Raw genomic sequence first — 26374 nt, forward strand, 5'->3', positions numbered from 1 at the left:
CTGCCTGCACAACCCACAGATCGGCCGCGGCCGACAGGGGCGCAAGCGCCGCAGCCTCACCTTTCGGCGAACGGCGCGCAGGAGTTACGCCGCCCGTGAGCGGCACCGGGACGCAGGCCGTCCGCCGCGCGGACGACGCTCAGGCCGGCGGCGTCTCGTCGCGCAGCATCCGCCGCAGCACCTTGCCGACATTGGTCTTCGGCAGGGTCTCGTGGAGCACCACGCGGCGGGGAACCTTGTAGCCGGTGAGCTGGGTGCGGGCATGCGCCCGCAGGATATCGGTGGAGACCGACGGGTCCTTCAGGACCACGTGGGCCACCACCATCTCGCCCGTCTCCTCGCTCGGCGCGCCGACCACCGCGCATTCGAGCACGGCCGGGTGGGCCGCCAGCACGTCCTCGACCTCGTTCGGATAGACGTTGAAGCCGGAGACGAGGATCATGTCCTTCATCCGGTCGACGATCCGGACCTGGCCGTCCGCCTGCAGGATCGCGACGTCGCCCGTCCGGAAGAACCCGTCCGCGGTCATCGCCCGCGCGGTCTCCTCCGGCCGATTCCAGTAGCCGCGCATCACCTGCGGGCCGCGCACGCAGATCTCGCCCGGCTGCCCGGCCGGGAGGGGTTCGCCGGAGACGGCGCGGATCGAGACCTCCGTGGAGGGCAGCGGGTAGCCGATCGTGCCGGAGAAGTCGCGCATGCCCCGCGGGTTGACGCACACGACCGGCGAGGTCTCCGACAGGCCGTAGCCCTCGATGATCGTGTTGCCGGTCAGGGCCTTCCAGCGCTCGGCCACCGCCCGCTGGACGGCCGTGCCGCCGCCGACCACGAAGTCGAGGTGGGCGAAATCCACCGTGCCGATCTTCGGATGGTTGATCAGGACGTTGAACAGCGTGTTCACGCCCATCAGGTGGGTGAAGCGCGTGCGGCTCAGGGTCTTGACCATGCCGTCGCAGTCGCGCGGATTGGGGATCAGCAGGCAGGAGCCGCCGCTGCGCATGAACTGGAAGAAGCACGCGGTGAGCGCGAAGATGTGGTAGAGCGGCAGCGCCGTGACCACGCAGCGCGCGACGCTCGGATCCTTCGAGTTGAACCAGAGCTGCGACTGCTCGACGTTCGCCATGATGTTGCGGTGGCTCAGCATCGCCGCCTTGGCTATGCCGGTGGTGCCCCCGGTGTATTGCAGGAAGGCGAGGTCCTCCGGGTCGACCGCGGCGGACGCGCGCGGCATCGTCCGGCCCTGGCGGAGCACGGTGGCGAACGGGATCGCCAGCCCTTCCGGCAGGCGGAACGGCGGCACCGCCTTGCGGACGTGCCGGCTCGCGAGGTTGATCACCCGCCCCTTCAGCCCCAGCCCGTCGCCCGGACCCACGAGGACGACCCGCTCCAGGGCCACGTCCGGCAGCGCCGCCGCGATGGTGGCGCCGAAATTCTCCAGGACGATCAGGATCCGCGCGCCGGAATCGTTGATCTGCTGCACGCATTCCCGGGGCGTGTAGAGCGGGTTGGTGTTGACCACCGTTCCCCCCGCCAGGAGGACGCCGAAGATCGCCACGGCGTAGGCTGGGACGTTCGGCAGCATGATCGCCACGCGGTCGCCCTTCGCCAGACCCTGTCCGCGCAGCCAGGCCGCGAGGTCGCGCGCCTGCTGGCCGAGGGTCGCGTAGGTCATGGTCGAGCCGAAGCACAGCATCGCTGGCCGGCTTGCGAAGGCGGTCACGCTGGTCTCGAACAGGTCGACCAAGGTCCCGAGGCCCGCGACGTCGATCTCCGCCGGCACGCCGGGCGGATAGAAGGGCAGCCAGGGCCGGTCGGAGGCCCCGTGGCCCGGCATCGCTCCGGCCGTGGCGGCTCGAGCGCCGTGCTCCATCACGTTCGCCTCATGCATCGCGATGCCTCCCGCGGGCCCGACTCTCGGGGGCCGAGTCCCGCAACGCCTGTCGCGCGGACTCTGCGGGAACGGAGGCCGGCCCGCAAGGCAGGGGGGTCAGAGGGCTGGACGATGCCGGCGCAATGTCGCCAGCACGGTGTGGGGCAGGGCCGCCGCGATCAGCAGGCCGGCGGCGAGCGCGGCCTCCTCCGGCCGCATGGCCCGCCGGGGCCAGGGGCCGACGCCCAGGTCGCCGGCGAGGCCGATCAGGATCGCGCCGAGCCACAGGGTCAGGAAGGCGAGCGCGCCGTAGCCGACCCGGCGCAGCCGCGGCCGCAGGGGCCGGTTGGCCGCGACCGCGAACAGGCCGAGGACGCCGCCGAACGTCAGCGCGCCCACGGCGGCGCCGAGCCCGTAGGCCAACCACAGGGGCTGGTGGGTGAGGAAGGCCATGCCCCCAGTGGCGAAGGCGCCGCGCAGGACGAGGCCGCCGAAGGTCGGGTAGAGCCCGGCGGCGAGGAGCGCGGCCGCGCCCGCCAGTCCGAACACGATCCGGCGCGGCGCGGAGCCCGGGCCCGGGCCCGTCGCCACCCGCGCGAGGTGGCCGAGCCCGTAGACCAGCGCGAAGGCGAAGAGCGGGTAGCGGGCGATGAAGTAGCCGAAGATCCAGGGCTCGAGGGCCTCCGGCACGGCGTCGCGCTGGCTCAGGCCGGTCGCCGCGACGAGAGCCAGGGCGGCCAGCATGGCGAGGATCGGCCCCGCCGCCGTCAGGACGCCGCTCGTGCGGCCTCCGGACGTCCCGGCGCACGGGGGGCCGACCCGGTCGAGCGCGGCGTTGGCGTGTGCGGCCATGTTGGGATCACCCGGAGAGGCGCGCGGGGTCGGGACCGCCGCGGCAGCCTCAGCGGGCCTCGTAATGGTCGCGGATCAGCCGGTCGAGGAGGCGCACACCCCAGCCTGCGCCCCAGCTGCGGTTGATCTCGCTGGCGTTCGACGACATCGCGACGCCGGCGATGTCGAGATGCGCCCACGGAACGTCCTCGACGTAGCGCTTGATGAACGACGCCGCGGTGGCGGCGCCGCCGTGGCGGCCGCCGGTGTTCTTCATGTCGGCGAACTTGGAATCGATCGCCTTGTCGTAGGCGGGGATCAGCGGCATCCGCCACACCTTCTCGCCGGTCGCCTCGCCGGCGGCGTGGATGTTGCCCGCCAGCGTGTCGTCGTTCGAGAACATGCCGGCGATGTCCTGGCCCAGCGCCACGATGATCGCGCCGGTCAGCGTCGCGAGGTCGACGATCGCCTTGGGCTTGGTGCTGCGGATGACGTGGGTGATCACGTCGGCCAGCACCAGCCGGCCCTCGGCGTCGGTGTTGATCACCTCGATGGTCTGGCCCGACATGGAGGTCAGGATGTCGGACGGGCGGTACGAGCCGCCGTCCGGCATGTTCTCCACGATGCCGATGGCGCCGACCACGTTGCAGCGCGCCTTGCGGGCGGCGAGCGCGTGGAGCGCGCCGACGACGGCGGCGGCGCCGCCCATGTCGCCCTTCATGTCCTCCATGCCGCCGCCCGGCTTGATCGAGACGCCGCCGGAATCGAACACGACGCCCTTGCCGATGAGGGCGACGGGCGCCTCGGCCGCGGGGCCGCCGTTCCAGCGCATGATCACGATCCGCGGCTCGCGGGCCGAGCCCTGCGCCACCGCGAGCAGCGCGCCCATGCCGAGTTCCCGCATCCGGGCCGGCTCCAGCACCTCGATCTCGACTCCGAGCTTGGCGAGTTCCGAGGCGCGGCGGGCGAACTCAGCCGGGAAGAGCACGTTCGGCGGCTCGTTCACGAGGTCGCGGGCCAGGACCACGCCGTCGGACAGGCTCTTGGCGCCCTCGCCCTCGCGGGCGGCCGCGCCGTGATCGGCGAGCAGCAGGGTCAGCGCGGTGACGGTCTTGTCGTCGGCATCGGGCTTCTTTTTGGTCTTGTAGCGGTCGAACGCGTAGGTCCGCAGGCGCGCGCCGAGAGCGAACTCGCCGGCCTGCGCCGCCGTGACCGTCGCGCCCGGCCAGTCGAGCACGACCCGGGCGGTCCGTCCCGCCACCTTGCCGGCTGTGAAGCCGCCGAGCGCCGGCCAGTCGGTCTTGGCCCGGTCCTTCTCCGAGCCCAGGCCCACGACCACGAGGCGGTCGGCACCGACGCCCGCCGGGGCCGGCAGGGACAGGGCGCTGAGCGAGCGGCCCTTGAACTTCTCGGAGGCCGCGGCGCGGGCCACGAGATCCGTCCCGGAGGCGCCGAGTGCCTCGCGGGCAGCCGACCCGAGCGACAGGTCGTCGCCGACGAAGACCACGAGATCGCCGGATCCGCCGGGGCCCTGGCCGCTCTGCTCCAGGGGACCGAAACCGATCTCGATACCGTCCGCCATACCCGTCGCCCTGCCCGTTATTCCGGAGCCGTACTACGCACCCGCGCGCCGAGGCGCGGGCGATCCGCCCTGTGTAGCCGCTGAGACGGAGAACGCAACGCGGCGTGACAGCCCTGGAATCGCCCCTTTTGTCGGGTCCCTGCCGCCTCGAGGGCGCGAGAGGACGAGCGGGACTGCCGGGCCGATGAGGCAGATCGAGCGCTACATCTTTCGGATCGCCCTGGGCGCCACCCTCGCCTGCCTGATCGGGCTGACGGGCACCATCTGGCTGACCCAGGCCCTGCGCGAGCTCGATCTCGTGACCGCCAAGGGCCAGACGCTGCTGGTCTTCCTCTTCGTCACCGGCCTGTCGCTGCCGACCCTCGTCGTCGTCATCGCCCCCGTGGCGCTGTTCATCGGCACGATCTACGCGCTCAACAAGCTGAACGGCGATTCCGAGCTGATCGTCATGTCGGCGGCCGGGATGCCGCCGCGCTCGCTGCTGCGGCCCTTCCTCACCCTGGCGCTGTTCGTCAGCTTCCTGGTGGGATTCCTGGTCGTGGTGGTCATGCCCGCGAGCTTCCAGGAGCTGCGCGACGTGATCACCCGGGTGCGCGGCGACTTCATCGCGAACGTCGTCAAGGAAGGGCAGTTCACCCAGCTCGACAACGGCATCACCTTCCACTTCCGCGAGCGCGGGCCGGGCGGCACCCTCAAGGGGCTGTTCATCCAGGACCGGCGCGAGGCCGGGAAGACCAAGGTCTACCTCGCCGAGCGCGGCAACGCGGTCGACGTCGACGGCCAGAGCTACCTGATCCTGGAGAACGGCAGCGTCCACCAGCAGCAGAAGGACTCGCGCGATTCCTCGATCCTGACCTTCGAGCGCTACACGATCGACCTCGCGGCCTTCGCGCCCCCGGATTCCGACACGATCTACAAGCCGCGCGAGCGCTCGACGGCGCAGCTCCTGTTCCCCGACACGACGGAGGGTTACTACAAGCTGCAGAAGGGCCGGTTCCGCGCCGAGCTGCACGACCGACTCTCCGCCTGCCTCTACCCGCTGGCGCTGGTCTTCATCGCCTTCGCGGCTCTGGGCGATCCCCGCACGACCCGGCAGGGGCGCGGCGTCGCGATCGCCGGCGCGATCGTCGCCGTCGTGGCGCTGCGCATCGGTGGCTTCGCGGCGGTCAGCGCCGCCGCGCGCAGCCCCGCGGCGGTCCTGGCGGTCTACGGCGTGCCGCTGCTCGCGATCCTCCTGTCGAGCCTCCTCATCTTCTACGGGCCTCGGGTGCGCGCCTTCAACGCCGCCCTGGCCCGCGCCGTCCGCGGCCGGTTCCGCGGCCCGCGCCTCGCGCCGGCGGCCTGAACCCGATGATGCTGATCGGTCCCACTCTCGGGCGGTACTTCGCCGCCCGGTTCCTCCGCACGGTGCTCGGTGTCTTCATCACCGTGTTCGCGCTGGTCTACACGCTCGACTTCGTCGAGCTGCTCCGCCGCGCCGGCGAGGCCCAGGGCGCGTCCGCCGGCCTGATGGCGCAGCTCTCGCTCTACCGCACCCCCGCGGTGGCGGAGGGCGTCCTGCCCTTCGCGGTCCTGTTCGGCTCCATGGCGGCCCTGCTCCAGCTCTCGCGCAAGCTGGAACTGGTGGTCGCCCGCGCGGCCGGGATCTCGGCCTGGCAGTTCCTGCAGCCCGGCTTCTTCGTGGCCCTCGCCCTCGGCGCGCTGGCGGTCGGCGTCTACAACCCGGTCTCCGCGATGCTGAAGCAGCGCTCCACCGAGATCGAGGCGAAGATCTTCGCCAAATCCACCAAGGCGAGTTCGGGCAAGGACCTCTGGATCCGCCAGAAGGGCCTCGACGGCGAGGCGATCCTGCGCGCCGAGACCGCCATCGAGGGCACGACCACCCTGGCGGGCGTGTCGGTCTTCACCTTCGACGACGCCGGCAAGTTCGCCGAGCAGCTCGTCGCGGCCCGCGCGACGCTCCACGACGGCTACTGGGAGCTCTCCGATGTGCGCGTTCTCACACAGGGCACACCGCCTGAGTCGTTCGACACCTACCTGATCGCCTCGAACCTCGACCCCGGACAGGTGCGTCAGGGGTTCACCCCCCCGGAATCTGTGCCTTTCTGGCAACTTCCCACAACCATCGCGCGGACCGAGCGGGCCGGTTTGGACGCCACCCGCTACCGTCTCCAGTACGATGTCCTGTGGGCGCGGCCGGTGCTGTTCGTGGCCATGGTCATCGTCGCCGCAACCGTTTCCTTACGGTTCTTCCGCTTTGGTGGTGTCGGTAAACTCGTCCTCGGTGGCGTCGCGGCCGGCTTCGCCCTCTACGTGGTCCGACAGGTCATGGAGGGGCTCGGAGCGTCCGGACTCGTCGCCGCACCGGTGGCGGCCTGGTTCCCGGCCGTGGTAGGCAGTCTTCTCGGTACGCTCACGCTTCTGTACCAGGAAGACGGCTGACTTCCGCGATCCTTCGCGGGACGGGAGACGGGTGTTGAGGTTGGTGGCGGCAGACGTCACAGGGGTTGGGACGCGCGTTGCGTAAGGTCGCCGACATCCTGCGGAAGGCTGGTTTCCGGGCCGCGCTGGCGTTCGCCGCGCCGCTGGCCGGGGGCCTGTCCGCCCATGCCCAGGGCCTGCCCGCCGTCGCGGCCGGGAAGCCCGGCGACAAGCTGCTCGTCGAGGCCGACGAGCTGATCTACGACAACGACCGCGGCACCGTGACGGCCCGGGGCAACGCCGAGCTGCATTACGGCCCTCGGACCCTGCAGGCCGACCGCGTGCGCTACGACCGGAATTCCGGCCGGGTCTTCGCCGAGGGCAATGTCCGCCTCACCGAGGCCGACGGCGGCGTCGTGACCGGCGCGCGCATGGAGCTCACCGACGACTTCAAGACCGGCTTCGTCGACGCCTTCCGCGGGCAGCAGACCGTGCAGCGGAAGTTCGAGACGGTGCGCACCCGCTTCTCCGCGCCGCGGGCCGAGCGCCTGAACGGCGAGCAGACGAGCTTCGAGTCCGGCAGCTACACGGCCTGCGAGCCGTGCAAGGACAACCCTGAGACGCCGCCGCTGTGGCAGATCAAGGCGAAGAAGATCATCCACGACAACGAGACCCACACGGTCTACTTCGACGACTCGACGCTCGAGATCGCCGGCATCCCGGTGGCCTACCTGCCGTATTTCGAGGCGCCGGACCCGACGGTGAAGCGCAAGACCGGCTTCCTGACGCCGCGCTTCGTCACGACGACCGCGCTCGGCAACGGCGTGTCGCTCCCGTACTTCATCAACCTCGCGCCGAATTACGACCTGACGCTGACGCCGACCCTGCTCAGCCGCCAGGGCCTGCTCGCGCAGGGCGAGTTCCGCCAGCGGATCGACAACGGCTTCTACAACATCCGCCTGTCGGGCATCTCGCAGACGACGCCCTCGGCGTTCCTGCCGAGCCCCCTCGGCGCCGGCGAGCGCGACTTCCGCGGCTCCGTCGAATCGCAGGGCCGGTTCTACATCAACCCGCGCTGGCGCACGGGCTGGGACCTCGTCGGCGTGACCGACAAGTGGTTCCTCGACAATTACCGGATCCGCAACCAGAACATCACCACGGACTATTTCCGTGAGGCCACCTCGACGGCCTTCCTGATCGGCCAGGGCGACCGCTCGTGGTTCGAGGCGCGGGGCTACTACTTCAAGGGTCTGTCGAGCTTCGACTGGCAGAAGCAGCAGCCGATCGTGGCGCCGGTGATCGACTACGACAAGCGGATCAACGGCCCATCGGAGATCGGCGGCGAGGTGCGCTTCCAGGCGAACATCACCAGCCTGACCCGCGAGACCACGCAGTACCAGGGCCTGCCGCGGACCTCGAGCTACCTGTTCTCGCCGAGCGTCAACGGCGTCAGCTTCCCGCTGTACCAGACCTGCACGGTCTTCCAGCGCGGCCTGTGCGCCATCGACGGGCTCGCCGGCACGAACACCCGCGCCTCCGCGGAGCTGTCCTGGCGCCGCAGCTTCATCGACGATCTGGGCCAGAAATTCACGCCCTTCGCGTACCTGCGCACGGACGCGTTCTTCAACAGCACGAGCTTCTCGGGCTACCAGAATGACCTCGTCCCGCAGGTCGCGCACGTCGATCAGGGCTTTGCCGGGCGGGTCATGCCGGCGATCGGCCTCGACTACCGCTACCCGTTCGTCGCCAATTTCGGCGCCCTCGGCGTCCACACCCTGGAGCCGATCGGCCAGATCATCGCGCGCCCGTCGGAGACCCGGATCGGCCGCCTGCCGAACGAGGACGCGCAGAGCCTCGTCTTCGACGACACCTCGCTGTTCGAGTGGGACAAATTCTCGGGCTACGACCGGGTCGAGGGCGGCGTGCGCACCAATCTCGGCGGCCAGTACTCGGTCGTGACCCCGTCCGGCTGGTACGCGAACGTCCTGTTCGGCGAGTCCATCCAGCTCGCGGGCGTCAACTCGTTCCGCCGCGGCGACATCGCCAACACCGGCCTCGATTCGGGGCTCGAGACGCAGCGCTCGGACTTCGTCGGGCGTTTCCAGGTCTCGCCGAACCAGAACATCACGTTCATCAGCCGGGCCCGGTTCAACCAGTCCGACTTCCACGTGGCGCGGTTCGAGACCGGCGCGACGGCGCGGTTCGCGCCGTTCCTGCCGCTCACCGTCTCGGCCTTCTACTCGTACTACGAGGCGCAGCCTCTGCTGGGCTACAGCCACTACCGCGAGGGCATCACCGCCACCGCGACCTACAACATCACGCCGAACTGGTTTGTGTCGGGCTCGCTGCTCGTCGACCTGACCCACTACCTCGACGTGCGCAACACCTACACGGACGCGCTGAGCTCGTACCTGGCGAACCCGATCGGGACGGTGCCGATCTACCAGAATCCGGGCCGCTTCTACCTGTCGGGCGCGAGCTTCGGCGGCGGCTACCAGGACGAGTGCACCACCGTCTCGCTGAACTACATCAACTCGCCGATCGCGACCGCGACGGGCGTCCGCGAGCGCAACCAGACGGTGCTGCTTCGGGTCGAGCTGAAGACCCTGGGCGAGGCCGACCTGCGCCAGAACGTCGGGACCGCCACCACCGCCGACGGCATCGCCTCGATCCGCTGAGGAACCGGGACCGGCGGCGCGCCGATCCGGCGCGTCGCCCGCCGCGATCCCGCCGCTCGGTCTGAGCCGCCGAGGATGCGCCCGCGCCGCGCGGGCGCTATAGAGCGCCCATGCCGCCCCTCGCCCTCACCCTCGGAGATCCCGCCGGCATCGGACCGGAGCTGGCGCTCAGCGCGTGGCTCGGGCGCGGCGGGGCGGATCCGCTGCCGCCGTTCTTCTTGGTGGCCGATCCCGACTTCGTCGAGCGCCTCGCCCACCGCCTCGACCGCCCCGTCCCGGTGGCGGAGGTCGATCCCGAGACGGCCGCCGAGGTATTTCCGCGCGCGCTCCCCGTGGTGCCCTTGCCGAGCGGCGCCCGCGTCGCGGCCGATCCCGGCGTCCCCGATTCCGGCAACGCCGGCGCGACCATCGAGTCGATCACCGCGGCGGTGGAGTTCGTGAAGGCCGGGCGTGCGAGCGCGGTGGTGACCAACCCGATCGCCAAGTTCGTGCTGACCCGAACGGGCTTCGCCCATCCCGGGCACACCGAGTTCCTGGCCGCCCTCGCGGTGCCGCCCGGCGTGACGCCGCCCCGGCCGGTGATGATGATCTGGAGCGCCGGCCTCTCGGTCGTGCCGGTGACGATCCACGTGCCGCTGAGGGACGTGCCGGACCTGCTCACCCAGGAACTCGTCGAGGAGACCGCCGCGATCGTCGCTCGGGACCTGCGGGAGCGGTTCGGCCTGCCCGAGCCGCGCCTCGTCCTCGCCGGCCTGAACCCGCACGCGGGCGAGGCCGGAACGATCGGCCGCGAGGACCGCGACGTCCTCGCCCCCGCGGTGGCGCGTCTGCGGTCGCGGGGCATCGACATCCGCGGGCCGCTCCCCGCCGACACCCTGTTCCACGCCCGCGCCCGCGAGACCTACGACGTCGCCCTCGCGCCCACGCACGATCAGGCCCTGATCCCGATCAAGACGATCGCGTTCGACGACGGCGTGAACGTCACCCTCGGCCTGCCCTTCGTGCGCACCTCGCCGGACCACGGGACGGCCTTCGACATCGCCGGCCAGGGCGTCGCCCGGCCGGACAGCCTCGTGGCGGCCCTGCGCCTCGCCGACCGGCTGGCCGCCAACGCGGCGGCGCGGAGCGAGGCCCCCGCCGGGGCCGAGATCATCCCGTTCAGCGTCTATGCCGGCCGTCCCCGGCCCGTCGGCGCCTGCCACTTCGATCCCGAGGACGAGCTGTGAGGCAGCCAGCATGAGCGCCGGGGACGGTCTTCCCCCGCTGCGCGAGGTCGTCGCCCGCCACGGCCTGGAGCCGAAGAAGGCGCTCGGCCAGAACTTCCTCTACGACCTCAACCTGACCGGCCGGATCGCCCGGGCGGCCGGTCCGCTCGCGGGGGTGACCGTGGTGGAGGTCGGGCCGGGCCCGGGGGGCTTGACCCGCGCGCTCCTCGCCGAGGGCGCCGCCCGCGTCGTGGCGATCGAGCGCGACCCGCGCGCCCTGCCGGCCCTCGCCGAGATCGCCGCCCACTATCCCGGCCGGCTCGAGGTGGTCGACGCCGACGCCCTCGCCTTCGACCCGCGGCCGCTGGTGGGCGAGGCGCCGGCGCGGATCGTCGCCAACCTGCCCTACAATGTCGGGACCGCCCTGCTCACCGGCTGGCTCGACGGCGAGGTCTGGCCGCCCTGGTGGGACCTCGCCGTGCTGATGTTCCAGCGGGAGGTCGCCGAGCGGATCGTCGCCGGCCCGGAGGAGCGGGCCGATTACGGCCGGCTCGGCGTCCTCTGCGGCTGGCGCACGGAGGCCGAGATCCTGTTCGACGTCAGCCCCTCGGCCTTCGTGCCGCCACCCAAGGTGACCTCGAGCGTGGTCCGGCTGGTGCCGCGCGCCCAGCCCCTGCCCTGCCGCGCCGGCGCGCTCGAAGCCGTCACCCGGGCGGCCTTCGGCCAGCGGCGGAAGATGTTGCGCCAGAGCCTCAAGGCCTTGACGCCCGAGGCCGGCGCCCTGCTGGCCGCCGCCGGCCTGTCCGAGACCGCGCGCGCCGAGGAGATCCCGGTGTCCGGGTTCGTCGATCTCGCCAATCGGTGGGACGCGCACAGAAAGGCCGGCGCCCCGGTGAGGACGCCGGCCTGACGGAGAGCCGTGGCTCCGGCCCGGAGGCCGGAGCGCTGCCGGGTCAGCGGGTCTGCTGGATCGCCGAGAGCACCCAGCCGCGGCCGGGCTGGCGCAGGAACGTCCAGAGCTCCGTCGCCTCGGACGAGTCCGTGGAGACGACGCGGCCGCTCGACCGCTCGATCATCACGTCCTTGAGGGCGTAGCGCATGGCCACGGTCGCGTAGTCGGTGCGGTCCTCGCCCCAGGCCTCCGCGAGGTCGCCCTGCAGCAGCTTCACGTCCGAGATCTTGTTCACCACGCCGCGGGAGGCGTTGCCGCGCAGCTCCTCGTCGAAGTAGCTGACCATCTCGGGCGTCGACAGGTTGCCCAGGGTCACCCGATCCTCGCGCGAGTAGGCGTCCTGGATGTCGCCGAGCAGGCGCTCGAAGGCCTGGTAATCGGCCGGGCCGATCTGCACCGGGCGCGTCTGCGGCGGGCGCTGCCCACCGCCGAACATGCCGCCGGGAGCCGGGCCGCCCGGAGCGCCGCCCGAAGCGCCACCCATCGGGCCGCGGGCGCCCGGCTGATCGTCGAGCGACGAGCGGACGTAGGGCGCGCCGGCGCCGGCCGGCTCGTTCCGGCGGCGGAAGAACCGCAGGGCCAGCATCACCACGAGCACGACGAGACCGACCTGGAACAGCAGGCCGATCATCGAGGCGAGGCCGCCGAGGCCGCCGAAGAAGCCGCCGCCGAGCAGCGCGCCGATCAGGCCGGCGCCGAGCAGGCCCGCGAAGAAGCCGCCGCCGAAGCGGCGACCGGGCGCGGCCGGGGCCTGCATGCCGGGGCTGCCCATGCCGGGCGAAGGCGCGGTCTGCGAGCGCTGCATCGTCGTGCCGCCGCCGGGGGCGGTCGGCGTGGCGGAGGGCGCCGTGTAGGTGCGCGAGCCGCGGGACCCGACGGACCCGCCGCCGCCCGGACGGGCTTCCACGACGGGTGCCGCGACGGTCAGCGCAGCGGCCAGCGCCAGGAGGGCGGCCACACGCCGGCGGCGCGAAATCTCAGTAAACATGTACACGCCTCAGAGGACGAGAACCGGGTGGCGCGGAGCGCCAGTGACGATATGGGAACGGTCGGGCAGCGGTTTTAGTCCTGGCCGCCGTCGCCCGGGCGACGTTTTCCACCGGATCGGTGCTGCGCATTCCGAGCCCGCCCGTCGCGCCCATCGCGTGAATGGCACGGCTCTAGTGGAGCGTGCGCTCCGGGGCGGCCGGGAAGGAGAGGCGCACCTGCGTCCCCTCCCCGCTGCGGCTGTCGAGGGTGATGGTCCCGTTCTGCCGCTTCATGAGGCCGTGGACGATCGCGAGGCCCGCGCCGCGCCCGGCCTCGTGGCTGGTCTGGAACGGGGCCAGGGCCCGGGCGAGCATCTCGGGCGACATGCCCTGCCCGGTGTCGCCGACCGCGATCCCGACGCTCCCCTGGCCCGGCTGCTGCAGGGAGCGGTCGCCGGGATCCACCCGGAAGGTCGACAGGGTCAGCGTCCCGCCCGACGGCATCGCCTCGCAGGCATTGGCGACGAGATGCCGCAGGGCGAACTCGATCTGCGTGGGATTGCTGATCGCCCGCGGCAGGCCCGGCGTCGCCGCCACGGTGAGGCGGATCCCGGGCGGCAGGTCGGGCTCGAGGCGGGCGGCGAGGTCGGCCACGATGGCGTCGAGGTCGACCGACCGGACGTCCGGCGCGATGCGGCGTGAGTAGGCGAGCAGGTGCCGGGTCAGGATCGCCGCGCGCTCGGTGGCGTCGGCCGAGCGGGCGATCGCCCGCTGGACGAACGGCTCCTGCCGGTCCCCGAGCCGCCGCTTGAGGCCGTCGATGTAGCCGATCAGGATCTGCAGGAAGTTGTTGAACTCGTGGGCGACGCTGTTGGTCAGGAGTCCCAGCGCCTCGCGCTGGCGGGAGAGCGCGAGCGCGCCCTCGGCCTCGCGCCGGGCCGTCTCGTCGCGGATCTGGCCGATGCGGAACGGGGTTCCGGGCAGGGCCGCCGTCTCCAGGCGGGCCCAGAAGCTCGTCCCGTCCGCGCGGCTGGCCAGGAATTCCTGAGGCTCGGTGCCGGCGGGGTCGAGGGGCGCCGTGCGCTGCGCCAGGATCAGGTCGAGTCCCTGCGCGACGAGCCGCTCCGCCGGGTAGCCGGCGATCCGCTCCAGGGCGGGATTGGCGTGGCGGACACGGCCCTGCGGATCGAGCACCAGGCTGGGCGTCGGCAGCGCGTCGAGGAGCGCGCGGGCCTCGTCCGCCAGCGACCCGCCTTCGGCCGCGCTGTGATCCGTCCCGGGCTGCGCCATGCTGCGTTCGCGCTCAGCGGATGCGGAAGGTCCGCGACGGGCCAGCGATAGCGATGAACGGCCTCACGGCCAAGCGTGGATCCGCGGGTGGATCCGCGCGTCGATCGGCGTGCCGACCCGTCCGGGCACCGCCTACTGGCGCACCCACATCACCCGGGCCATCCAGGCCACCTCGCCGAGATTGAGGACCCGGTCCTCGTGCTCGGGGTTCAGGGAGGCCAGTTCCACGGTCCGGGCGGTACGCCGCCGCAGCTCCTTGGCCAGGACCTCGCCGCCGTGCAGGCGGACCACGACGCGGTCGCCCTTGCGCACGCTGGCCGTCGGCGACACGATCAGGACGTCGCCGTCCCGGAACAGCGGCAGCATGGAATCGCCCTGGATCTCCAGCGCAAAGGCCCGCTCCTCGCCGAGATCCGGAAACTCGATCTCCTCCCAGCCGGCGCCCCCGGTGGGCATGCCCTCGTCGGTGAACAGGCGGCCGGCCCCGGCCTGGGTCAGGCCGATCAGCGGCACCATCGTGCGGGCGGGGATCTCGCGGGCCTCGATGAGCCGCAGGAACTCGTCGAGGCTCGAGCCTGTGGCGGCCAGGACCTTCGACACGGATTCGGTGGACGGCCAGCGCTTGCGGCCGTCGGCGCCCACGCGCTTCGACCGGTTGAAGCTGGTCGCGTCGAGGCCGGCGCGGCGGGCGAGGCCCGAGGCCGAGTAGCCGTGGCGCTCTGCGAGCCGGTCGATGGCGTTCCAGATCTGCTCGTGCGACAGCATAGCGGGCTCGGAAGCTCAGCCTGAGCGGGCCGGCACCCCCGTCTCACCAGCCGGGATCCGGCTGCCTCGGAGGCACGGAGACGGTTCGCCCGCCGGGTCCGTTCGACACCCGCCGGGTACGCGCGGAGATACTTGACAATCTGCTTTCCGGATCCGCTCTGCCGGTCCGGACGGGACTGTGTGACGTCCAGCCTAGTCGTAGGAAAGTAGAACTACGGGCGGCAGATTGCAATCGCTCCTCGAATCGGGCGGGGCGCGGCGCGGTTGCCGCCGCGGCCCCGCGCCTCTATCGCAGCGTCGTCTCCGGGGAGCTTCGATGCCGCTCATCTACAAGATCTGTCCGCGCCCTCTGTGGCGCGAGGCTGAGGCCGCGGGCCGGTTCACGGGCGCCCCGATCGATCATCAGGACGGCTTCATCCATTTCTCGACGGCCGCCCAGGTCGCCGAGACGGCGGCCCGGCACTTCGCCGGGCAGGACGACCTGCTCCTCGTCGCGGTCGAGGCCGACGCCCTCGGCGACGGCCTGCGCTACGAGCCCTCTCGCGGCGGCGACCTGTTCCCGCACCTCTACGGCCCGCTGCCGCTGTCCGCCGTGGTCGCGGTGGACGATATGCCGCTGGGCGCCGACGGCCGGCACGCCTTCCCGGCCGGGATCCTGCCGGCATGATCGCGGCCGCCTTCCCCCTCGTCAGACCGCTGCTGCACCGCCTCGACGCGGAGCGCGCGCACGACCTGACCCTCGCCGCCCTGGCGCTCCTGCCTGCGGGGCCGCGGCCGGCGGACGACCCGCGCCTCGCCGTCGACCTGCTCGGCCGCCGCTTCCCCAACCCGGTCGGCCTCGCGGCCGGCTTCGACAAGGGCGCGCGCGTTCCCGACGCGCTGCTGGGCCTCGGCTTCGGCTTCGTCGAGGTCGGCGGGGTCGTGCCGCGGCCCCAGCCCGGCAACCCGCGGCCGCGGGTCTTCCGCCTCCCCGACGACCGCGCCGTGATCAACCGCTTCGGCCTCAACAGCGAGGGGCTGGAGGTGGTGGCCGACCGTCTGCGCGCCCGGAGGGGGCGGCCCGGCATCGTCGGCGTCAACATCGGCGCGAACAAGGAATCCGCCGACCGCCTCGCCGACTACGCCGCCTGCACCGCAGCCCTCGCGCCGCTCGTCGACTTCGTCACGGTCAACGTTTCCTCCCCCAACACGCCGGGCCTGCGCGACCTCCAGGGTGAGGCCTTCCTCGACGAGCTGCTCGCCCGCACGGTCGAGGCCCGGGACGCGGCAGGCGCCGGTGCGGCGATCCTCCTCAAGATCGCCCCCGACATGGCGCTGGACGCCCTCGACGCGGTCTGCGCGACGGCGCAGCGGCGCGGGGTCCAGGCCCTCGTGGTGTCCAACACCACGGTGGCCCGCCCGGCGAGCCTGCGCGAGCAGGGTCTCGCGCGGGAGACGGGCGGCCTCTCGGGGCGGCCGCTCTTCGGCCCGGCGACGCGGATGCTCGCCCAGACGCGCCTGCGCGTCGGGGACGCGCTGCCGCTCATCGGGGTCGGCGGCGTGGATTCGGCCGAGGCGGCCTGGACCAAGATCCGGGCCGGGGCGAGCCTCGTGCAGCTCTACTCGGCGCTGGTCTACGAGGGGCCGGGCCTCGTCGGGCGCATCAAGGACGGGCTCCTGCGGCGCATGAGCGAGGCCGGCATCGCCTCGCTCCGGCAGGTCGTCGGGCGCGACGCCGCCGACCTCGCCCGCGGGGTCTGAGCCGGCGCGGGCGAGCCCGTCGCGGCGCCGCGCCAGACAATTTTTTTCGGGTCGCAGTTTAGAAAGGCTTTGCACAGCGGGAGCTTAGCCTGTGCCCCATGCATGAGGGGCCTGCGCCGGCACGCCATTGTGAGGGGGTCGGAGAGGCGCTTATCTCGCGGTTGCGAGACACATCGCGTCAGCCAATCCAGGACGGTTCATGGCCCAGTCTGAAGGGTCCACCAAGCGCTCCTCCGCCGCCGGCGGCTGGGGTGCTCTGAAGAGCTGCGGCAAGCACCTGCTCGGCAGCCGCGCACCCCTCACCGGCGCCCGCGCGCTGCTGAAGGCGAACCAGCCCGACGGGTTCGACTGCCCCGGCTGCGCCTGGGGCGACCCGGAGCACGGCTCGTCCTTCGAGTTCTGCGAGAACGGCGTGAAGGCGGTCTCCTGGGAGGCGACCGACAAGCGCACGAAGCCGTCCTTCTTCGCCAAGCACACCCTGACCGAGCTGCGCACCTGGAGCGACTACGCCCTGGAGGGCCAGGGCCGCCTGACGCACCCGATGCGCTACGACGCTGCGAGCGACCGCTACCTGCCGGTGAGCTGGGACGAGGCCTTCGCGGAGATCGGCGCGACCCTGCGCGGGCTCGACCATCCGGACCAGGCCGAATTCTACACCTCGGGCCGCGCCTCCAACGAGGCGGCGTACCTGTACCAGCTCTTCGCCCGCGCCTACGGAACCAACAACTTCCCCGACTGCTCGAACATGTGCCACGAGGCGAGCGGCGTCGCCCTGATCGACGCGATCGGCATCGGCAAGGGCACGGTCCTGCTGGAGGATTTCGAGAAGGCGGACGCGATCTTCTGCGTCGGCCAGAATCCCGGCACCAACCACCCGCGGATGCTCGGCGACCTGCGCCGGGCCGCCGAGCGCGGCGCCAAGGTCGTGGTTCTGAACCCGGTCCGGGAGCGCGGCTTGGAGCGCTTCGCCGACCCCCAGAACACCGTCGAGATGCTGCGCGGCGCCAGCCGCCCCATCGCCAGCCACTACCTGCAGCCGCGCTCGGGCGGCGACATGGCGGCCTTCCGGGGCATCGCCAAGGTCGTGTTCGCCCGCGACGCCGAGGCGCTGGCGGCCGGCCGGCCCTCGCTCCTCGACCGCGCCTTCCTCGAGCACCACACCGCCGGGCTGGAGGCCTACCGCGCCGCCGTCGAGGCGACGTCCTGGGACGCGATCCTCGACCAGTCGGGCCTGACCATGGACGAGATCGCCGCGATGGCGGACGTCTACCTCGGCGCCCAGCGGGTCATCGCGACCTGGGCCATGGGCGTGACCCAGCACCGCCACTCGGTGGCGACGATCCGGGAGATCGCCAACCTGCTGTTCCTGCGCGGCCATATCGGCCGGGCCGGCGCGGGCCTCTGCCCGGTACGCGGCCATTCCAACGTGCAGGGCGACCGCACGGTCGGCATCAACGAGCGCCCGTCCGCAGCCTTCCTGGACTCCCTGGAGCAGCATTTCGGCCTCGCCATGCCGCGCCGGCACGGCCACAACGTCCTGGCGGCGATCCGGGCCATGCGTGACGGCACCGCGAAGGCCTTCATCGGGCTCGGCGGCAACTTCCTGCGGGCGACGCCCGATACGCCGGTCGTGGCGCAGGCGCTGGCCTCGTGCCGGCTCACCGTGCACATCGCCACCAAGCTCAACCACGCCCACCTCGTGCCGGGCGCGGTCGGCTACCTGCTGCCCTGCCTGGGCCGAACCGAGATCGACCGGGGCGCCGAGGGCAAGATCCAGATCGTGACCGTCGAGGATTCGATGAGCATGGTCCACGGGTCGGGCGGCATCAACAAGCCGGCCTCCAAGGAGCTGCGCTCCGAGATCGCCATCATCGCCGGCATGGCGCAGGCGACCGTCGGCTCCGCCGCCATCGACTGGGCCGGGTTCGCCGCCGATTACGACCGGATCCGCGAGGCGATCGCCGCCACGATCCCGGGCTTCACCGGCTACAACACCCGGGTGCGCAAGCCGCGCGGCTTCATGCTGCGCAACCTCGCCGCCGAGCGGGTGTTCGAGACCGCCACCGGCCGGGCCACCTTCTCGGCCGACGCCCTGCCGGCCGAGACCGAGCACCAGGCCGCGCGAAAGACCCGCGACACGTTCGTGCTGCAGACCTTCCGCAGCCACGACCAGTACAACACGACGATCTACGGCCTGGATGACCGCTACCGCGGCGTCTACGGCGAGCGCCGCGTGATCTTCGCCCACCCGGACGACCTCGCGGAGATCCGCGACCGGCTCGGCGACCGGGTCGACGTCGTCGGCACGCACGACGACGGCATCACCCGCCGGGCGGAGGATTTCCGCCTCGTGCCCTTCGACATGCCGCGGGGCGCGCTGGCCGGCTACTATCCGGAGCTGAACGTGCTCGTGCCGCTCTCGACCTACGGCGAGAAGAGCGACACGCCGACCTCCAAGTCGGTGCTGGTCACCCTGCAGGCGCGCGCGGCCGCGTGAGCGCGGAGCCCGACGAGGCGGCGTTCGTCGCCGCCCTCGACCAGGTTTCGGCCGCCCGCCCGGATCTCGACCCGCTGGCGGCGGGCCTCCTGGCGGCGCTCGACCTCGGCCTGCCGGGCGACAGCCGCGCCTTCGCCCGCACCTTCGGGGTGGAGCACGCCCTGGTGCTGCGCGCCCTCTCGGGCCTGGACGAGGCGGGCCTCGTCGCCGTCACGGCCCGCGACGGGCGCACCCAGCGGACGCGCTACACCACCGCCGATTCAGGGCCGTCGGTGCCGTCATCACGCGCGTAGCGAAGTAACCCAGGGACCGCGACAGACTCGGGCGTGGCGCTGCCCTGGATCGCTTCGCTCCGGCGGGGACGGACGCGCTCAGAACCCCTTCGCCTTGATCGCCTCGGCCCAGGTGACCGCCCGCCGGTTCACGCCGAGATGCTGCCGCTCGTAGAGCCGGCCCTCCAGCTTGATCGCGCCGCGCTTGGCGTATTCCGGGCGCTCGAACGCCTCGATCACCAGCTTGGCCCGGCGCACCTCCTCCTCTGTCGGAGCGAAGGACGTGTTGGCCGGCTCCAGCTGCGTCGGGTGGATCAGGGTCTTGCCGTCGAAGCCCAGGTCCCGGGCCTGCCGGCACTCGTCGCGGCAGCCCTCTGTGTCGGCGATGTCGTTGTAGACGCCGTCGAGGATCGCGAGCCCCTCCGCCCGCGCGGCGGCCAGCGCCATCATCATCCAGGGCAGCATCGGCACGCGGCCGGGGACGATCTTGGCCCAGGTGTCCTTGGCGAGGTCGTTGGTGCCGAGCACGAGGCAGGTCAGCCGGTTGCGCGGGTCGCGCTTCGCCCGGGCGATCTCCTGGATATTGAGGATCGAGGCCGGAGTCTCGATCATCGCCCAGATCGCGATGCCGTCCGGCGCGTCGAGGGATTCGAGCCGGTCGGCGATGCTCTCCAGCACGGCGGGGGACGAGACCTTCGGCATCAGAATCGCGTCGGGCTCGGCCTCGATGGCGGCGTGGAGATCCGCCTCGCCCCACGGGGTCTGCGGGGCGTTGACCCGGATGACCAGCTCGCGGCTGCCGTAGGCGCCGCTCTTCACCGCGGCGCAGACCTGATCGCGGGCGAGCTCCTTCTCCTCCGGGCCGACGGCGTCCTCGAGGTCGAGGATGATGCTGTCCACCGGCAGGGACTTGGCCTTGTCGAGCGCCCGCTGGTTCGAGCCGGGCATGTAGAGCACGCTGCGGCGCAGGCGCAGATCGGTGGTCGTGGCCATCGGCTTCTCCCTCCTGGGCCGTCGCGCGGCCTCCCGTCGTTGCGCTGCACCCTAAAGCACGAACCCGGCCGCGCCACACCCTAAAGGTCGGGGCGGGTGAGTCCCCGCGCGGTTTGATACCGCGCCGTCTCTCCGCAGATCGAAGCCGCGGTTTGGTCATGTTCCGCCGCTTAAAGGCCGGACGAAACCAATTCTCGAAGTCCGGGATCTCTACGATGCGCAAAGTCTTGGTCACCCTCGCCTTGCTCGGAACATTGGCGGCACCTGAGGCGGCCCGGGCCCAGAGCCGGACCACCCTCGGCGTCGGCTCCGGCGCGGTCGCGGGGGCGCTGGTCGGCGGCCCGATCGGCGCCGTCGCGGGGGCCGTGGTCGGCGGCTTCGTGGGGAACTCGTCGGAGCGCGGGCGCCGGCACGTCCGCCGGGGACGCCGCTACGGCTACGCGGCCCCGCGCCGGTCGTACCCGCGGCGGGCGGAGGCCGCCGTACCGCGGACCACCGGCTCCGTGGCCCGCGCCGCGCCGCCGGCCCAGCCCACCACCTGGAAGGATCCGCGCTAGCACGCCTCGAGGTCGCGCGCGGCTGCCGCCTAGGCCGCCGGTTCGAGGGCGGCCGCGGCCGGCGTCCGGAACGTGTCCCGGGCGAGGCGCGGGAACGCGATCGCCTGTCCGAGGCCCCGGGCGCCCAGGAAGCTCACGAAGGCCAGCCACAGCCCGGTATTGCCGAAGCCCAGGCTCTCGACGAGCGCGAGGATCGCGCAGTAGGCGGCGAGCGCGCACACCATCAGGTTGCGCATCGCCCGCGTCCAGGTCGCGCCGATATAGATCCCGTCATACGCGAAGGGCGCCGCGGCGGCGAGCGGCGCCAGGGCGGCGAGGACGAGGTAGGACCGGGCCGCCTCGCGGACCGGACCGTTCGTGGTCACGGCATCGATGAAGGCCGGGCCGCCCGCCAGAGACACCAGGCTGACCGCGAGGCCGAAGCCGAGGCACCAGCGCAGGCTCAGTGTGGCGGCCGCGTCGAACGCCTCCCGGTCCCGGGCGCCGACGGCCTGGCCGCACAGGGTCTCGGCCGCCGTGGCGAAGCCGTCGAGGAAGAAACCGCCGATCAGGAACAGATTCCACAGGACCGAGTTCGCGGCCAGGACCACGTCGCCCTGCCGGGCGCCGAGCGCCGAGAACAGCACGATGCCGGTGATCAGCGCGAGCGTCCGCAGGATGACGTCGCCGTTGACGCTGAGCGTCCGGCGGAGCGCCGCGGCGTCGCGGAGGTCGCGCAGCGGCACCCGGAAGGGCCGGGAGCCGAGCCGCGCCAGGAGTATCAGCCCGAGCCCGAGCCCGAGCGCCTCGGCGCCGAGGGTTGCCAGCGCCGCGCCGGCGAGGCCCAGGCCGAAGCCCAGGACCAGAATGAGCGTCAGCGCGACGTTGGTCAGGTTGATGGCGATCTGCAGCAGCAAGCCGAGATCGGTGCGCCCGCGGCCCAGGACCGAGCCGAGCACGCCGTAGCTCGCCAGCACGAAGGGCGCGGACAGGATGCGGATGTGGAAGTAGGTCGCGAGACCGGCGATGACCGCCGCGCTCGCCCCGCTGATCGCGAGGGCGAGCTGCGCGAGGGGCCCCTGCAGGGCTACCAGGACGAGCCCGATCAGGGCGCCCGCCGCCAGCGCCCGCGCCAGGATGCGTTCGACCTCAGCGTCGTCGCGCCCTCCGACCGCCTGCGCGGTCAGGCCGGCGGTCGCCATGCGGAGCGCCCCGAACGACCAGAAGATTGCGTCGAAGATCACCGCGCCGAGGGCGATGGCCCCGAGCAGCGCCGCGTCGCCAAGCCGCCCGATCACCGCCGCCCCGATGAAGCCGAGCATCGGTGTCGTGACGTTGGCGATCGTCATGGGCAGCGCCAGGGCCAGGACGCGGCGGTTCGTCGGGCGGGCCGGGCTGGCGACGGTGTGCATCATGCCGCACGCTACGGAGACGCGCCGCCCGCGAAAAGCGCTCCGATCGCATCGGCGGGTTGCGGTGGCGGGCGGCCGATCTGCCCGAACCCGCGGCGCGCTGGGACGTCGGGGCGCGACCGTGCCGGATCGGCCCCGGACCCCGTCAGCGGGAAACGGCGAAGAGGCGCGCGATCAGCCAGAGCGGCACGACGACGATCGCCCCGGCGACGATCCAGCCGCCGAAATCGTGGAGCGAGGCGAGCCCGACCTCCACCAGCGCCCGCGCCGAATCGTAGACGTGCCAGAACAGCCGCCCCGGCGTCAGGCCGAGCATCGACATGAAGGCGCCGACCAGCACCGACAGGAACAGGAGCCGCAGGAACACGCCGGCCGGCGAGCCGCCGAGGAACCGCCGCAGGGCGGAGGGGCGCGACCGGTAGCTGTCCGCGCCATAGGGGGCGTTTGGCGGGGCGCCCTGCTGATAGCCTTGCCGGCGCCGGTCGTGATCGACGAGCATTGCGTCCTCGTGAAGCCTCAGGGCCCTCGGATCGGCGACGAAGCGGGCGGAACCGTGACCGGCACACCACACCGCGTCGAAACTCGAGCGCGGATCAGGCGTTGGCGGGTTTCTCGCGCGCCGTGCAGATGGCAAGCGGCGTCGCGCGCGCCAAGATGCCGGACGGGGTGGACTACGCCGCGGGACTCTCGCGGCGCGGCCTCGGCCAAAGGGAGAACTCCCGGGAATCGGGAATTGGTGTGAGAGGCTCTGAGTGCCGACGGGACCATACGCACGATGATCGACCACGCCCTGTTCGACCCGGCGACGATCGATCCCGAGACGCTCCGGCTCAATGCCGAGATCGTCTCGGCGCACGCCGCGCTGCCCGATCCCTGGTCGCTGCCGATCGCCGAGGTGCGCGAGCGGCGCCGTCTGGGCACCAAGGCGGCGCCCGCCATGCCGCACAGCGCCCGGGCCGAGTGGCTGACGATCGACGGGCCCGGCGGCCCGCTCAAGCTCCGCGTCGTCCGGCCCAAGCCCGGCACGAAGCTGCGCGGCGCCTACCTGCACATCCACCGCGGCGGCTGGGTCTGGGGCTCCGCCGACGAGCAGGATCCCTGGCTGGAGCGCATCGCCGACACCTGCGGCTTCGTCGCCCTGTCGGTCGAGTACCGCCTCGCCCCCGAGCACCCGTATCCGGCGGCGCTGCTCGACTGCGAGGCGGCGGCCCTGTGGCTGGCCGGTCCGGGCAAGACCGAGTTCGGCATCCACGCGCTGACCATCGGCGGCGAGTCGGTGGGGGCGCACCTCGCCGTGATGGTGCTGCTGCGGCTGCGCGACAAGCACAACCTGCCGCGGGCCTTCCGGGGCGCCAACCTCAACGCCGGCTTCTTCGATCTCGGTCTCACTCCATCGGTGCGGAACTGGGGCGAGGAGCGGCTGGTCGTGAACACCCGCGACCTGACCAAGTTCGCCGACGGCTACGTCCGGGAGGGCATCGACCGGCGCCGGCCGGACGTGTCGCCGATCTACGCCGACCTGAAGGGTCTGCCGCCGGCCCTGTTCACCATCGGCACCGCCGACCCACTCCTCGACGACACGCTGTACATGTCGGCGCGCTGGGCGGCGGCGGGCAATGGCGGCCACACGGCGATCTATCCCGGCGGCTGCCACGTCTTCGCCCGCTACCCGAGCCCGATGAGCGAGCGGGCGCTCGAGCTGATCGACCGCTTCCTGATGGCGCTCGCCTGAGCGACCCGTCCGAGATCCTGCCGGAGCGGTTCCGCGCCTGGTTCGCCGGGCGCGGCTGGGCGCCCCGATCGCACCAGCTCGATCTCCTGCGGATCGCCGGCGCCGGCCGCTCTGCCCTGCTGGTGGCGCCGACCGGGGCCGGCAAGACGCTGGCCGGCTTCCTGCCGAGCCTCGTGGTCCTCGCCGAGCGTGGCCCCCAGCGGAAGGCGGCGGGCCTCCACACCCTCTACGTCTCGCCCCTGAAGGCGCTCGCGGTCGACATCGCCCGCAACCTGGACGCGCCGATCGCCGAGATGGCGCTGCCGGTGCGCGTCGAGACCCGCACCGGCGACACCCCGGCCCACAAGCGCACCCGCCAGATCAGCCGGCCGCCGGACATCCTGCTGACCACGCCCGAGCAGCTGGCGCTGCTGATCGCCCATCGCGAGGCGGCGGAATTCTTCTCCGGATTGCGCTGCGTGGTGCTCGACGAGCTGCACGCGCTGGTGACCTCGAAGCGCGGCGACCTGCTGTCCCTGGCGCTGGCGCGGTTGCACCGGCTGAGCCCCGGCCTCGCGGCGATCGGGCTGTCGGCCACGGTGCGGGAACCGGACGAGCTGCGGAAGTACCTGGTGCCGCAGGGGCCGCTTCCCCCTCCTCCCGCCGCGCGCGGGGACGGCGCGTCCAGTCCTGACGCATCTCCTCCCCCACCCCGACCCTCTCCCGGACGGGACGGGGAGCCCGTCGCGCCGCCCATGGCCGATCTCGTCACCGTCGCCGGCGGCGCGAAGGCGGACCTGCGCATGCTCGATCTCGGCCGGGCGCTGCCGATCTCCGGCCACACCGCGTGGCACTCGATGCCGGCGATCTACGACCTCATCCGGGAGCACCGGACCACGCTGGTCTTCGTGAACACCCGCCTCCAGGCCGAGTACACGTTCCAGGAGCTGTGGCGGCTTAACGACGACGCCCTGCCGATCGCGATCCACCACGGCTCGCTCGACGCCCAGCAGCGTCGCCGGGTCGAGGCCGCGATGGCGGCGGGCCAGCTCCGGGCGATCGTCTGCACCGCGACCCTCGACCTCGGCATCGACTGGGGCGACGTCGACCTCGTGGTCAATGTCGGCGCGCCGAAGGGCGCCAGCCGCATCATGCAGCGGATCGGCCGGGCCAACCACCGCATGGACGAGCCCTCGAAGGCCTACCTCGTTCCGGGCAACCGCTTCGAGATGCTGGAGTGCCAGGCGGCCCTCGACGCCGTGGAGGAGGCCGCCCAGGACACGCCGGACGCCCGCCAGGGCGCCCTCGACGTCCTCGCCCAGCACGTCCTCGGCATGGCCTGCGCCGACGCCTTCGATCCGCTCCACCTCTACGACGAGATCGTCTCGGCCGCGCCCTACGCCGGGCTGACCTGGGAATCGTTCGAGCAGGTGGTCGACTACGTCGCCACCGGCGGCTACGCGCTGCGCGCCTACGAGCGCTTCGCCAAGATCCTGCGCGGTGCGGACGGGCTCTGGCGCGTGCGCGACGCCCGCACCGCCCAGGCCTACCGGATGAATGTCGGCACGATCGTCGAGGCGGCCCGGGTGAGGGTCCGCCTCGGCCGGACCCTGCGCGGCAAGCCCGGCACGGTGCTGCCGAAGACCGGCCGCGTGCTCGGGGAGATCGAGGACGAGTTCGCCGAGACGTTGACGGTCGGCGACACGTTCCTGTTCGCCGGCGAGACCCTGCGCTTCGAGGGGCTCGCCGAGGACGAGTGCCTCGTCACCCGCGCGCCGGCCGGCACCGACCCGGCGATCCCGTCCTACGCGGGCGCGAAGTTCCCGCTCTCGACTTTCCTGGCCGCCCGCGTGCGCGCGCTGATCGCCGACCCGTTCGAATGGGACCGCCTGCCCGAGCAGATCGGCGCCTACCTGCTCCAGCAGCGCCGCCGCTCCGTCCTGCCGGGCGAGCGCGACCTGCTGGTGGAGACCTTCCCGCGGGGCAAGCGCTACTACCTGACGGCCTTCCCGTTCGAGGGCCGCCTCGCCCACCAGACCCTCGGCATGCTGCTGACCCGGCGCCTGGAGCGTTCCGGCCTGCGCCCGCTCGGCTTCGCGGCCAACGATTACGGCATCGCCATCTGGTCGACCCGCGACGTCTCGGAGCGCGCCGCGATCGATCCGGACTTCATCGGCGACCTCTTCGCCGTCGACATGCTGGGCGACGATCTGGAGGCGTGGCTCGACGAATCGGCCATGATGAAGCGCACCTTCCGGCAATGCGCGGTGATCGCCGGGCTGATCGAGCGCCATCACCCGGGCCAGAAGAAGTCCGGCCGGCAGGTCACGATCTCGACCGACCTGATCTACGACGTGCTGCGCAAGCACCAGCCCGACCACCTGCTGCTGCGGGCCGCGCGGCAGGATGCGGCAACCGGACTCCTCGACGTGAGGCGCCTCGGCATGATGCTAGAGCGCATCCAGGGGCGAATCATCCACAGGTCTCTCGACCGGGTCTCGCCGCTCTCCGTATCCGTGATGCTCGAGATCGGGCGCGAGCGGGTCTACGGCGAGGGCGCCGACGAGATCCTGGCCGAGGCCGAGGCGGAGCTTCTCCAAGAGGCTCTGTCCTGACCGCCGATCCGCCCTCCCCCGACGACACCGAGGATGCGA

21 protein-coding genes are annotated in these 26374 nt (G+C 72.2%); 12 read left to right on the forward strand and 9 right to left on the reverse strand.

The window, feature by feature from the left end:
• Positions 1–139: 139 nt before the first annotated feature.
• The 3 genes from LXM90_RS20835 to LXM90_RS20845 all read right to left on the reverse strand — a co-directional run bounded on the left by LXM90_RS20835 (position 140) and on the right by LXM90_RS20845 (position 4280).
• Positions 140–1885 (reverse strand): AMP-binding protein, encoded by a 1746-nt coding sequence (locus tag LXM90_RS20835; RefSeq protein ID WP_020093544.1) that lies wholly within the window; start codon positions 1883–1885, stop codon positions 140–142.
• A 99-nt stretch (positions 1886–1984) separates the two neighbouring features.
• The gene (locus tag LXM90_RS20840; RefSeq protein WP_020093545.1) at positions 1985–2719 is read right to left on the reverse strand and encodes a hypothetical protein; all 735 of its coding nucleotides are present in this window, start codon (positions 2717–2719) and stop codon (positions 1985–1987) included.
• A gap of 49 nt (positions 2720–2768) precedes the next feature.
• Complete coding sequence (locus LXM90_RS20845; RefSeq protein ID WP_020093546.1) at positions 2769–4280, reverse strand: leucyl aminopeptidase; 1512 nt, start codon at positions 4278–4280, stop codon at positions 2769–2771.
• Positions 4281–4464: 184 nt separating this feature from the next.
• Between LXM90_RS20845 and lptF the strand changes: the two genes are divergently transcribed.
• From lptF to rsmA, 5 genes are all read left to right on the forward strand, one after another.
• Positions 4465–5625: an LPS export ABC transporter permease LptF gene (lptF, locus tag LXM90_RS20850; RefSeq protein ID WP_020093547.1), complete on the forward strand. Its 1161-nt coding sequence runs from the start codon at positions 4465–4467 to the stop codon at positions 5623–5625.
• An 8-nt stretch (positions 5626–5633) separates the two neighbouring features.
• A complete protein-coding gene (gene lptG, locus LXM90_RS20855) occupies positions 5634–6722 on the forward strand; it encodes an LPS export ABC transporter permease LptG (RefSeq protein ID WP_026604992.1) in 1089 nt (362 codons plus the stop codon).
• A gap of 77 nt (positions 6723–6799) precedes the next feature.
• Complete coding sequence (locus tag LXM90_RS20860; protein WP_020093549.1) at positions 6800–9379, forward strand: LPS-assembly protein LptD; 2580 nt, start codon at positions 6800–6802, stop codon at positions 9377–9379.
• A gap of 110 nt (positions 9380–9489) precedes the next feature.
• Entirely contained in the window at positions 9490–10605 is a 1116-nt protein-coding gene (gene pdxA / locus LXM90_RS20865) for a 4-hydroxythreonine-4-phosphate dehydrogenase PdxA (RefSeq protein ID WP_020093550.1), read from the forward strand.
• A gap of 10 nt (positions 10606–10615) precedes the next feature.
• On the forward strand, positions 10616–11494 hold the full coding sequence (gene rsmA / locus LXM90_RS20870; protein ID WP_020093551.1) for a 16S rRNA (adenine(1518)-N(6)/adenine(1519)-N(6))-dimethyltransferase RsmA: 879 nt from the start codon (positions 10616–10618) through the stop codon (positions 11492–11494).
• A 43-nt stretch (positions 11495–11537) separates the two neighbouring features.
• Here rsmA and LXM90_RS20875 read toward each other — a convergent pair whose 3' ends face one another.
• From LXM90_RS20875 to LXM90_RS20885, 3 genes are all read right to left on the reverse strand, one after another.
• A complete protein-coding gene (locus tag LXM90_RS20875) occupies positions 11538–12524 on the reverse strand; it encodes a TIM44-like domain-containing protein (protein ID WP_026604993.1) in 987 nt (328 codons plus the stop codon).
• 172 nt (positions 12525–12696) lie between these two features.
• A complete protein-coding gene (locus LXM90_RS20880) occupies positions 12697–13794 on the reverse strand; it encodes a two-component system sensor histidine kinase NtrB (protein WP_020093553.1) in 1098 nt (365 codons plus the stop codon).
• Between the two features lie 132 nt (positions 13795–13926).
• The gene (locus LXM90_RS20885) at positions 13927–14559 is read right to left on the reverse strand and encodes a S24 family peptidase (RefSeq protein ID WP_012317556.1); all 633 of its coding nucleotides are present in this window, start codon (positions 14557–14559) and stop codon (positions 13927–13929) included.
• Between the two features lie 316 nt (positions 14560–14875).
• Here LXM90_RS20885 and LXM90_RS20890 point away from each other — a divergent pair, with 316 nt between their 5' ends.
• From LXM90_RS20890 to LXM90_RS20905, 4 genes are all read left to right on the forward strand, one after another.
• Positions 14876–15226 (forward strand): DUF952 domain-containing protein, encoded by a 351-nt coding sequence (locus tag LXM90_RS20890; RefSeq protein ID WP_020093554.1) that lies wholly within the window; start codon positions 14876–14878, stop codon positions 15224–15226.
• Positions 15223–16299: a quinone-dependent dihydroorotate dehydrogenase gene (locus LXM90_RS20895; RefSeq protein ID WP_020093555.1), complete on the forward strand. Its 1077-nt coding sequence runs from the start codon at positions 15223–15225 to the stop codon at positions 16297–16299. Before LXM90_RS20890 ends, LXM90_RS20895 begins: the two co-directional genes overlap by 4 nt.
• A 199-nt stretch (positions 16300–16498) precedes the next feature.
• A complete protein-coding gene (locus LXM90_RS20900; protein ID WP_042673294.1) occupies positions 16499–18796 on the forward strand; it encodes an FdhF/YdeP family oxidoreductase in 2298 nt (765 codons plus the stop codon).
• Positions 18793–19089, forward strand: a complete 297-nt coding sequence (locus LXM90_RS20905) for a hypothetical protein (RefSeq protein ID WP_020093557.1) — start codon at positions 18793–18795, stop codon at positions 19087–19089. Before LXM90_RS20900 ends, LXM90_RS20905 begins: the two co-directional genes overlap by 4 nt.
• A 78-nt stretch (positions 19090–19167) precedes the next feature.
• Here the strand turns inward: LXM90_RS20905 and LXM90_RS20910 are convergent, their stop codons facing one another.
• Positions 19168–20061, reverse strand: a complete 894-nt coding sequence (locus tag LXM90_RS20910; RefSeq protein ID WP_020093558.1) for an HpcH/HpaI aldolase/citrate lyase family protein — start codon at positions 20059–20061, stop codon at positions 19168–19170.
• 215 nt (positions 20062–20276) lie between these two features.
• Here LXM90_RS20910 and LXM90_RS20915 point away from each other — a divergent pair, with 215 nt between their 5' ends.
• Entirely contained in the window at positions 20277–20618 is a 342-nt protein-coding gene (locus LXM90_RS20915; RefSeq protein WP_026604994.1) for a YMGG-like glycine zipper-containing protein, read from the forward strand.
• A 29-nt stretch (positions 20619–20647) separates the two neighbouring features.
• Here the strand turns inward: LXM90_RS20915 and LXM90_RS20920 are convergent, their stop codons facing one another.
• Positions 20648–22012, reverse strand: coding sequence for an MATE family efflux transporter (locus LXM90_RS20920; protein WP_020093560.1), 1365 nt, complete (start codon positions 22010–22012; stop codon positions 20648–20650).
• A 142-nt stretch (positions 22013–22154) separates the two neighbouring features.
• On the reverse strand, positions 22155–22508 hold the full coding sequence (locus LXM90_RS20925) for a DUF6460 domain-containing protein (RefSeq protein WP_020093561.1): 354 nt from the start codon (positions 22506–22508) through the stop codon (positions 22155–22157).
• Positions 22509–22784: 276 nt separating this feature from the next.
• On the opposite strand from LXM90_RS20925, the gene LXM90_RS20930 reads away from it, so the two are divergent.
• A complete protein-coding gene (locus LXM90_RS20930) occupies positions 22785–23741 on the forward strand; it encodes an alpha/beta hydrolase (RefSeq protein ID WP_020093562.1) in 957 nt (318 codons plus the stop codon).
• Positions 23738–26335, forward strand: a complete 2598-nt coding sequence (locus tag LXM90_RS20935) for a ligase-associated DNA damage response DEXH box helicase (protein WP_234083039.1) — start codon at positions 23738–23740, stop codon at positions 26333–26335. Before LXM90_RS20930 ends, LXM90_RS20935 begins: the two co-directional genes overlap by 4 nt.
• Positions 26336–26374 lie beyond the last annotated feature (39 nt).

Source organism: Methylobacterium oryzae (genome assembly GCF_021398735.1).
Taxonomy (GTDB): domain Bacteria; phylum Pseudomonadota; class Alphaproteobacteria; order Rhizobiales; family Beijerinckiaceae; genus Methylobacterium.